Origin of the sequence: Collimonas sp., assembly GCF_044339385.1 — a bacterium.
GTDB lineage: Bacteria > Pseudomonadota > Gammaproteobacteria > Burkholderiales > Burkholderiaceae_D > Collimonas.
On record NZ_JBIIVN010000091.1, the window covers coordinates 1 to 10,238 of the forward strand.

At 56.3% G+C, this 10,238-nt stretch carries 9 protein-coding genes and 1 pseudogene; 7 read left to right on the top strand and 3 right to left on the bottom strand.

The features are described 5' to 3' along the window. Positions 1 to 165 precede the first annotated feature (165 nt). A complete protein-coding gene (locus ACIQ0R_RS08045) occupies positions 166 to 726 on the bottom strand; it encodes a hypothetical protein (RefSeq protein ID WP_395825992.1) in 561 nt (186 codons plus the stop codon). A gap of 214 nt (positions 727 to 940) precedes the next feature. Then, positions 941 to 2,527 carry a glutamate--cysteine ligase gene (gene gshA / locus ACIQ0R_RS08050; protein WP_395825995.1) on the bottom strand — a complete coding sequence of 529 codons (1,587 nt, stop codon included), beginning with the start codon at positions 2,525 to 2,527 and terminating at the stop codon, positions 941 to 943. Positions 2,528 to 2,919: 392 nt separating this feature from the next. Between gshA and folD the strand changes: the two genes are divergently transcribed. From folD to ACIQ0R_RS08080, 6 genes are all read left to right on the top strand, one after another. After that, a complete protein-coding gene (folD, locus tag ACIQ0R_RS08055) occupies positions 2,920 to 3,765 on the top strand; it encodes a bifunctional methylenetetrahydrofolate dehydrogenase/methenyltetrahydrofolate cyclohydrolase FolD (RefSeq protein WP_395825998.1) in 846 nt (281 codons plus the stop codon). A gap of 5 nt (positions 3,766 to 3,770) precedes the next feature. Next, positions 3,771 to 5,849 carry a M3 family metallopeptidase gene (locus tag ACIQ0R_RS08060; RefSeq protein ID WP_395826000.1) on the top strand — a complete coding sequence of 693 codons (2,079 nt, stop codon included), beginning with the start codon at positions 3,771 to 3,773 and terminating at the stop codon, positions 5,847 to 5,849. 52 nt (positions 5,850 to 5,901) lie between these two features. After that, a complete protein-coding gene (locus ACIQ0R_RS08065; protein WP_395826003.1) occupies positions 5,902 to 6,528 on the top strand; it encodes a glutaredoxin family protein in 627 nt (208 codons plus the stop codon). Between the two features lie 36 nt (positions 6,529 to 6,564). Then, a complete protein-coding gene (locus ACIQ0R_RS08070) occupies positions 6,565 to 6,990 on the top strand; it encodes a DNA polymerase III subunit chi (protein ID WP_395826005.1) in 426 nt (141 codons plus the stop codon). Between the two features lie 10 nt (positions 6,991 to 7,000). Continuing rightward, positions 7,001 to 7,396 carry a hypothetical protein gene (locus ACIQ0R_RS08075; RefSeq protein ID WP_395826008.1) on the top strand — a complete coding sequence of 132 codons (396 nt, stop codon included), beginning with the start codon at positions 7,001 to 7,003 and terminating at the stop codon, positions 7,394 to 7,396. A gap of 136 nt (positions 7,397 to 7,532) precedes the next feature. Further along, positions 7,533 to 8,849, top strand: coding sequence for a D-amino acid dehydrogenase (locus ACIQ0R_RS08080; RefSeq protein ID WP_395826011.1), 1,317 nt, complete (start codon positions 7,533 to 7,535; stop codon positions 8,847 to 8,849). A 200-nt stretch (positions 8,850 to 9,049) separates the two neighbouring features. On the opposite strand, the gene ACIQ0R_RS08085 is transcribed toward ACIQ0R_RS08080, so the two are convergent. Continuing rightward, positions 9,050 to 9,559: an Lrp/AsnC family transcriptional regulator gene (locus tag ACIQ0R_RS08085; RefSeq protein WP_395826014.1), complete on the bottom strand. Its 510-nt coding sequence runs from the start codon at positions 9,557 to 9,559 to the stop codon at positions 9,050 to 9,052. 175 nt (positions 9,560 to 9,734) lie between these two features. Between ACIQ0R_RS08085 and ACIQ0R_RS08090 the strand changes: the two are divergent. Then, positions 9,735 to 10,142 (top strand): annotated as a pseudogene (locus ACIQ0R_RS08090) (ABC transporter substrate-binding protein); the annotation flags it as partial. Positions 10,143 to 10,238: the final 96 nt, after the last annotated feature.

Consider the following 10,238-nt stretch of genomic DNA (forward strand, 5'->3'; position numbering starts at 1 on the left):
CCTTCGCTTTTTTGTTGCCCGCTGAAACTGTTTCGTTTTAATTCGTTCATATCCTGCCTTCGTTGTTCAGTGCAGGATACTCCTTAAACTATTGTCCGGATTTCCGGGTCCACTATAGTATGCATAGGCTTCATACGCGCCTGAGCGCGCATCCAGGTCTGGGCTTCAATATGCTTGGCGGCGTCGAAACCGAGTTGCAAGGTGCAAAAAATCAGCACCGGCCAGCAGCTTTTTCTGCGCCTTCAAATACTGTGCGCCGCCTTCTTCTTCGCGGTATTTGAAGGGGTTCAATGCAGCGCCCAACAGCCAGTCCGGACAGCGCTCCCGGGCTATCTGCAGCGCGGGTACCGATTCCAGATAGCGCACGGGTGCCTGATCAGGATGGTGGCCTGGCAAGCGATCACCACTGAGCAGCAACAATTGCTCCAGACCACGCGCCTTCATCGACTCGATCTGCAACAGCAAGTCTGCACGCTCGCGATCCTTGCCTGAAAAATGCAGCAAGGATGAGGCCGGATCTGCCAATGCCGCGGCACCTTGCAACGGACTCAAGTCCGAGTGCAGGCCGACACGATCGGCAAAGGCTGGCAGTAACGGCCAGCCTGCCAGATGCCCGCGTTGCAGGATTTGCTCAAGCGCGGCCAGGCGCGCAGGGGACTGTTGAGGAATGACCTCTAGCACGCAGACGAAACGTCCTTCGTTCAGCGCCTGTTTTAATTTACTCAAGACAGCCCGATACCTTGTCAATCAGAGGGGCGTCGTTGCCGCAGCCTCTTGGCGATAGCGCAGAGCAACGACGGCGATCATGCCAGCAGCAGGCTGGCAACATACAAGAGGAACATTTGTGCAGGCGCCCAACTTGCGTCCGGCAACCAGTTGGCGAGGCTTGGCGGCGGCATCGCGCCGACACGCCCCTATCTCAAACCCGCCACCACCCTGCTCAGACGCTCATGTTGCCCAAGGTGCTGGCGCGATAAGCGGCGACGAAGGTATCGAAATCGCCGGTCTGGGTGCGCTCCAGGCTTTCTTGTTCGGACAACGATTTGGCTGCCATGCTCTCGAAATAATTGCGTTGTTCCGGAGTCGGCGGGTGCGCCAGAAAATGGGCTGCGTGCAGCTTGCTCTGGCGCAGCGCAAAGCTGGCGAACGATTCCTGATTCTGTTGCAAAATCGCCAGTACGCGGGCTGATGGCGTCAGCTCGGGCGATGCCAGTTTTAGCTGCTGTTGCGCGAGCGAGGCGGCGTGTACACCATCGCTGCGCTGGGCGTCGAGCAACGCGGCGGCGGGGGCGATCCGCTGTAGCAGTTCCTGGCCCCAGGTTTGCAAGGAAACCGGATTGCCGTGGCGCTGCAGTTGCAGGCCGGGACGACGCCCTTCCTTGACGACGCGTGAGAAATTCTCAGTGTTTTCCAGACTTTCTTCGTCGCTGGTGAGTGGGCTGTCGTCCAGCGCACAGAACAGCAGGAAGGCATCCAGAAAACGGGAGGTTTCCAGATTGATCCCCATCGGCTCAAATGGATCGATATCCATGCAACGCACTTCGATGTATTGCACGCCGCGCGCCGACAGTGCCTGAATCGGCCGCTCGCCGGTGTTGATGACGCGCTTGGGGCGGATGGTGGAGTAATACTCGTTTTCGATCTGCAGAATATTGGTGTTGATTTGCACCCATTCGCCGTTGCGATGAGTGCCGATCTCCGCATACGGCGGGTAAGGCTGGCTAACTGCCCGCGCCAGGCTCTTCATGTAACTGTCGAGGCTGTTGAATTGCGGCGTCAGGCACGCCTGGGCTTCGCTAGTGTAGCCGAGATCGCTCATGCGCAGGCTGGTGGCATACGGCAGATAGAGGGTGTCTTTATCTAGTTGATCCAGACGATGGTCGCGACCATCCAGGAAACACTTGGACAGGGCTGGTGAGGCGCCAAACAAGTACATCAGCAGCCAGCTGTAGCGGCGGAAAGTACGCACCAGCGCGATGTAACTTTCAGACTGAAAATGCGTCGCCGTGCCGAGCGCACCTTCGGCTTGTTGCAAAGCCTGCCACACGCCTTCAGCCAGCGAGTAGTTATAGTGGATGCCGGCGATACATTGCATGCGCTTGCCGTAGCGCAGCGCCAGGCCGCGCCGGTAGACGTGCTTCAGCATGCCGATGTGCGAGCTGCCGTACCAGGCGATCGGGATCTGCTCCTCGGCTGGCAGAGACGCTGGCATCGACTGGCTCCATAGCAATTCGTCGCCCAGTTTGGAATACACGAAACGATGAATCGCATCCAGTTCATCCAGCGCGGTGCCGATGTCATGCTCGGCCGGGGTGATGAACTCCAGCAGCGATTCCGAATAGTCGGTGGTGATTTGCGGCTGCGTCAGTGCTGCGCCCAGCGCGCGCGAATGCGGCGTCAGCGCCAACCTGCCGTTGCCGTCGACGCGCAGGGTTTCCCGCTCGATGCCGCGCAAGCCCTGGTCCAGCAAGCCGCGGTGCTGCTCTTGCCCTAGCAGCGCCAGCCGGCGTGTGTAATGATCAGTCAATTGAGTATCCTTTTTTTCAAATTTTTTCTTCTCGGCCTGAGGCCTGCATCTAATTTTTTATGACTTGTTTACGACTTGTTTACGACTTGTTTACGACTTGTTTACGACTTGTTTATGACTTGTTTATGACTTTTTATAGCTTTTTTATAACTTGTTCATGCCGTCATTTCTGCCCGCAAACGATCCGTAGAGCGCGAGAATAGCCGAAAATGAAAGAATGCGTTGGATGAGGCCCAGCACGCAATCGACAATCAGGCGCCACGCCGGTCTGCGCCCGTACATATAAGATAAACAACAGTCAATAAATCCGCAAGCAAGCCGCAACCGTGCAAATTTATCAGGCGCGACACCTTATAATCCTGCTTTGTTTATCCTTTTCTACTGCCCCCACTATGCCAGCCCAACTGATCGACGGAAACCTCCTCTCTCAACAACTGCGTGCCGAAGTCGCCAAACGCGCCGCCGCCCTGACTGCCCAAGGCAAACAACCTGGCCTGGCGGTGATCCTGGTCGGCGATAGCCCGGCCTCGCAGGTGTATGTGCGCAACAAGGTCAAGGCCTGTGAAGATAACGGCCTGTATTCGGTGCTGGAAAAATACGATGCCGACCTGACAGAGGCGGCGCTGCTGGCCCGCATCGATGCGCTCAATGCCGATCCAAAGATCAACGGCATTCTGGTGCAGTTGCCGTTGCCTGCGCATATCGATGCGCACAAAGTGATCGAGGCTATAGCGCCGGAAAAGGATGTCGACGGATTTCATATCAGCAACGCCGGTCTGTTGATGACCGGCCAGCCGCTGTTCCGCCCGTGCACACCCTACGGCGTGATGAAGATGCTGGAATCGATCGACTATCCGGTGCGCGGCGCGCATGCGGTTGTCGTCGGCGCATCGAATATCGTCGGCAAGCCGCAAGCGATGCTGCTGTTGCAAGCTGGCGCTACGGTCACCATCTGTAACTCCAAGACCCGCGATCTCGGTCTGCATACACGCATGGCCGATATCCTGGTGGTTGCCACCGGCAAGCGCAACATCGTTACCGCCGACATGGTCAAACCGGGTGCCGTCGTCATCGACGTCGGCATGAATCGTGACGATAACGGCAAACTGTGCGGCGATGTCGATTTCGCTCATGCCAAGGAAGTTGCGGGCTACATTACTCCGGTGCCGGGCGGCGTCGGACCGATGACCATCACCATGCTGCTGGTCAATACCATCGAAGCTGCAGAGAGAAACTAACCGCAATGAACACGACCGCAATCAACGCTAGCAATCCCCTGCTCGATTTCACCGGGCTGGCAAAATTCGACCGCATCACACCGGACGATATCACACCGGCAATCGACGCCTTGCTGTCGCAGGCAGATACCGTGGTGAAGCTGCTGGAAACCTCAACCGATACCGCCACCTGGGACAATTTTGTCGCGCCGCTGGACCATGTCACTGAAAAACTGAGCCGCGCCTGGGGCATTGTCAGCCATTTGAATGCGGTAGCCGACACCCCGGAACTGCGTGCCGCGCATAACGAAAATCAGCCGAAACTGGTTGAATTCTGGACCACGCTGGCGCAAAACCTGGCCTTGTTCGACAAGTACAAAGCCATCAAAAACAACCTCGACTTTGCCTCGCTGTCGAGCGCAAGGTGCACCATCATCAATAACGCTTTGCGCGATTTTCGCCTGGGCGGGGCTGAACTGCCAGCCGACAAGAAAGCCCGTTTCGCCGCCATCCAGGAACAGCACGCGGCGCTGACCACACGCTTCTCGGAAAACATCCTCGATGCCACCAACGCCTATGGCTTGTTTGTCAGCGACGAAGCCGAACTGGCGGGCCTGCCAGACGATGTGCGACAAGCCGCGCGCAGTGCCGCCGAACAAGACGGCAAGGACGGCTACAAGTTCACGCTGCATTTCCCCTCCTACTTCCCGATCCTGCAATACGCCGACAACCGTGCGCTGCGCGAAACCATCTACCGCGCCAACGCCACCAAGGCGTCCGAGCTGGGCGAAAAACCGGAGTGGGATAACAGCGCCCATATCGTCGAGATCCTGCGCCTGCGCAACGAAGAAGCGAAGCTGCTGGGTTACCAGAATTACGCCGAACTTTCGTTGGTACCCAAGATGGCCAAGACTTCCCAGGAAGTGATCCATTTCCTGGAAGACCTCGGTGCCCGCGCCCGCCCGTTTGCCGAGCAAGATCTGGCTGAACTGCGCACATTCGCCCAGCAGCAGCTGGGCATTGACACGCTGGAAGCCTGGGACCTGACCTATGCCGCCGAAAAGCTGCGCGAGCAGCGCTACGCTTTCTCCGAACAAGAGGTCAAGCAGTACTTCCCGGAGCCGACCGTGGTCAAAGGCTTGTTTCACCTGATACAAAAGCTGTTTTCGGTCGACATCCGCGCCGATCAGGCAGCGGTGTGGCACCCCGATGTCAAGTTCTTCCGGATTGAAAAAGACGGCAAGCTGATCGGCCAGTTCTATCTCGATCTTTACGCCCGCAATGGCAAACGCGGCGGTGCCTGGATGGATGATGCGCGGGCCCGCCGCCGCATCGGCAACGACATCCAGACGCCGATCGCTTACCTGACCTGCAATTTCACCGCGCCTGCCGTGATTGACGGCAAGACCAGGCCGGCTTTGATCACGCACGACGAAGTGATCACCTTATTTCATGAGTTCGGGCACGGCCTGCATCACATGCTAACGCAGGTCGATGAGATCGGCGTATCCGGGATCTCTGGGGTCGAGTGGGATGCTGTCGAATTGCCTTCGCAATTCATGGAGAATTTCTGCTGGGAGTGGGACGTATTGCAGCACATGACGTCCGAGGCGGAGAGCGGCCAGCCGTTGCCGCTTGCGCTCTACGACAAGATGATCGCCGCCAAGAATTTCCAGTCCGGTCTGCAAACGTTGCGTCAGGTAGAGTTCTCATTGTTCGACATGCGCTTGCATGACGACTATGATCCGTACAGCACGCAAAGCGTACAAGATGTGATCGACCAGGTGCGCGCCCGCATCGCAGTGATCACGCCGCCGCCATTCAACCGCTTCCAGCATTCGTTCAGCCACATTTTTGCCGGCGGCTATGCAGCCGGCTACTACAGCTACAAGTGGGCTGAGGTGCTGTCGGCGGATGCGTATGCTGCGTTTGAAGAAGCAGCGGCCGGCAGCGGCAATCTGGTTTCAGCCGCCACCGGCAACAAATTTCGCGATGAAATTCTGGCGGTTGGCGGTTCACGTCCGGCGCTGGAATCATTCAAGGCATTCCGCGGACGCGAACCAAACATCGACGCTTTGTTGCGCCATAGCGGCATGGCCGCCTGATTCAGTCGGCGGATAGCCACGCCGCTGCTTTGCGGCGATTCTGTATATCTCATTGGGTCTGAAGGGGAAAGAGGATGAAATTAGCTGTAGCGTTTTTTCACTGGCTTTTCTGCTGTTGGCGAGCGGCGCGCAAGCGCAGCTCTACAAAACGATTGGGGCCGACGGCAAGGTGACCTATAGCGATACGCCGCCGGCAACAGGCAACGTGGCGCAGAAAAAAATCGGCAGCGGCGGCGCTGACGCCGATCCTCTGCCGTATGAACTGGCGCAGGCGGTCAAGAACAGTCCTGTCGTCTTTTACAGTTCTGAAAAATGTATTCCCTGCGACGATGGTCGCAAACTGCTGAACGGGCGCGGCATTCCGTTCACCGAAAAGACGATAAAAAGCAATGAAGACATCGCGGTACTGCGTAAAATTACCAGCGAAGACCAGCTGCCGGTGCTGACCATCGGCCGCGACAAGCAACGCGGCTTCGATAGCAGCGCCTGGAACACGGCGCTGACTTCAGCCGGATATCCGCCAAGTAATCGCTTGCCGAAAGGTTATCGGAATGCAGCGCCGATGGCAGCGGCGGCGACGTCAAAACCGGTTGAGAAAGCTGCCGCTGCTGATGCCGATACGATGAGCACCGATGCGCCGCCAGCCGCTGGCAATGCGCCGCCCGGCTTCCGATTTTAAGTCTGGCGCAGCGCCAACAGCGAGACCCCTTTATTCATGACGCAAATCGACTTTCACACCAATATTGCGGATAAATTTCTGTACACCTGCCGACTGGTGCGTAAAGCCCGTTCGGCGCAACGGCAGATCGTCATATTGAGCAACAATGCGGACGATCAGGCCATACTGGATCGCGCCTTATGGACTTTTTCCGAGCATGATTTTCTGCCGCACGTAACGCCAGAAGATCCGCTGGCAGCACAAACCCCGATCATCCTTACCGCCGATCCGGCCAGCGAACTCCCACATCATCAAATCCTGATCAACCTGTCCGGCCAGACGCCGCCGCATTTCGCCCGCTTTGAGAGAATGTTTGAGATTATTTCGCTTGATGCTGCGGATGTCGCCGGTGGCCGCGAACGCTATCGCTTTTATCAACAGCGCGGCTATCCGCTGACGCATTTTGTTGCAGACGCTGTATGAGGAGTACGCCATGAACAACGGCAAACTCGATGCCAATATTCCTGTATTGACCGAGATCATTGAGCCGCTACCGACCTTGACCGATGTGATCGAGATGCCGCGAACGGCACCGGCCATTGAGTCAGATCATTTTGAACTGCCGCAACCCCGGCAGGAACCAACACTGAGCCAGAAAGACTGGGACCGCCTGGCTGCGGAGGTTCAGCAAAAAGTGCTGCGGCAATTGCAGGATCGTATTGATTTCGTGATTGAACAGCGGGTTCGCGATGGTTTGGCCGATGTACTGCAAACCGCTGTCGAAGGCATGGCGGCGCAAATCCGCGCTGGCTTGCACCAAACCTTCGATGAAGTGATTTGCCGGGCCATAACACTGGAGCTGGTCAAATTGCATAAACAAAATTTATAGCGCAATTTTTTGATTTTGAATCAATAACTGCAATTCTATAGATCAAAGTAAAAAATTTTGGCCAGATTTTGACCGCCTAAAAAATATCGATTTTCTTACAATAGAGCTATCGTAAACGCTGGTCTTTGGAGATGAGATGAAAGTAATTGTATTGGGCGCTGGCGTTATCGGAACCACATCGGCATGGTTCCTGAACAAGGAAGGTCACGATGTCACCGTGATCGAACGCCAGCCCGGCGCTGCTCAGGAAACTAGCTTTGCCAACGGCTGCCAGATTTCGGTATCGCACGCCGAGCCCTGGGCCAATCCGCAAGCGCCGATGAAGGTCCTGAAGTGGCTTGGCCAGGAAGACGCCCCGCTGCTGTATCGCTTCCGTCCGGAATGGCTGCAATGGAAATGGGCGGTCAACTTCTTGCGCGAATGCACCCCTAAGCGTACCAACGACAATATCCGCCAGATCGTCGCCATCTGCGAATACAGCCGCCAGACGCTGCAAGCGGTGCGCGCTGAAACCAACATCAACTACGATTGCCTCACCAGCGGCATCCTGCACTTTTACACCGATCAAAAAGAATTCGACATCTCGCTGCCGGCCGCGCAACTGATGCGCGATCTGGGTTGCCAGCGCGACTCTATCAGCGCCGATGAAGTGGTCAAGATCGAACCGGCGCTGGCGCGCATTCGCGACAAGATTGTCGGCGGCGATTTCACCGCCACCGACGAATCCGGCGATGTCTATAAATTCACTTCCGGCCTCGCCGGCAAGGCCGCCGAAGCGGACGTCAACTTCCGCTACAACACCAGCATCACGCGCCTGCTTACCGAGGGCAGCGGAGCCGCTGCCAAGATCACCGGCGTGGAAATCATCAATCCCGACGGCCGCCATGAAGTCCTGCACGCCGATGCTTTCGTGGTGGCCATGGGCAGCTTTTCAACACAACTGCTGCAACCGCTCGGCATCGAGCTGATGATCTACCCTGGCAAGGGCTATTCAGCCACCTACCAGATCACCAACCCGGACGCTGCGCCGACCGTCTCGCTCACCGACGACGGCTACAAACTGGTGGTGTCGCGCCTGGGAGATCGCCTGCGCGTGGCTGGCACATGCGAACTCAACGGCTACACCCGCGAACTCAACACCACACGCTGCGAGGCGATCACGCGTCGCACGCGCGAACTGTTCCCGGAAGGTTGCGACTACGACAATCCGGTTTACTGGACCGGATTGCGCCCCTTGACGCCATCCAATGTGCCATACATCGGCAAGACCAGGATCAGTAACCTGTTCCTCAACACCGGCCACGGCACCCTTGGCTGGACCATGGGTTGCGGCTCCGGCCGGGCGATCGCCGAGATCGTTTCGGGGCGCCGGCCGGAAGTCGATTTTGCGTTCACGGGCATGCCACGGCAAACATCGGCGCCGCTGATTCTGCCGCGTCCGGCAGAGGCGTAAAAGAGTAATTTAAACAGTAAATTTTCGCGAAGATGATCCAATCAGAAAGACCGATGCTGGCAGCAGCATCGGTCTTTTTTTATGCCGTTTGAGCGACCGCAAACTCAGGATATCTCTGGCATGGCGCGCTTCTTGCATGTACACAACATGAGATCAGTTGGAATGCATTTTTGGTCAGGCAGGCGCACCGTTCGAGTGCATCATTTGGCGACACGCACTTGAACGGATACCGGCTTTTCGTCAAATGCGACACGGGTCACGAATTTGGCGCGCTTCATCGGAAAACGTGACTGGAAATGACGCACATTGCCAGAACCGGAAATGACCCGGCGCACGAATTGATAATAGGCGTCCATATCGATCACATGTACCACCAGGAAGTAGTCGTAATCGCCGGAAACGAAGTAGCACTGCATGACCTCGGCTTCCTTGTTCATGCGTAGTTCGAATTCCTGCATCTGCTCGTCGGACTGGTTGTTTAGCGAAATTTCCAGGAAAGCAAGCATGCCGTAGCCGAGCGCAAAAGGATCAACCAGCGAAACGTCTGCGCTGATGATCCCCGCTTCGCGCAGATCGCGCAGGCGGCGCAGGCAGGTTGGCTGCGAAATGTGGGCTTTGTCGGCCAGCGTGCGCGTCGCGATTTGATTATCGCGCTGCAGCAAGTTGAGGAGTTTGCGGTCGACTTTGTCTAGCGTGTGATGTTTGCTCATACCATCTTTTTGATGTGTTATTCGACTGTTTCAATAATTCGCAAAAAACCGCTATGCGAAGCGTTTTTTATGTTGTAACGTTGCTTTATTCAGGGTACTGAATGCGTAGTCAATAAGCAGCGGATTAGAAAACTGTAAGAGCTTTGTTTTATTTTAAATCCTCAGGAGGGCATTCATGCAGAACAAGATCAAAATGATTCCGTTGGCTGGTGCAATTGCCATGGCTTTCGCCTTTGCTGGCTCGGCTTCGGCGCAAGAAGTGGTTACTATCGGCCAGGTTAGCCCACTGACAGGTCCTAACGCCCACATCGGCAAGGACAATGAAAACGGCGCCAAAATGGCAATCGATGAATTGAATGCCAAAGGCACCATGATCGGCGGCAAAAAAGTTACCTTTGTACTGGCTTCCGAGGATGACGCATCCGATCCAAAACAAGGTACTGCAGCCGGACAGAAACTGGTAGACGCCAAGGTCAAGGGCGTTATCGGCCACATGAACTCGGGCACCACCATCCCTGCATCCAAGATCTATTTCGATGCTGGCATTCCGCAAATCGCGCCTTCCGCCACCAATCCAAAATACTGAGCTTCCCTCGATTTTTCGTCTTCCAACAGGTGGCTTTTATGCCGCCTGTTTTTCCTGATGTTGCTCAGTGAGCCAGTCATCTAAATACTGGCA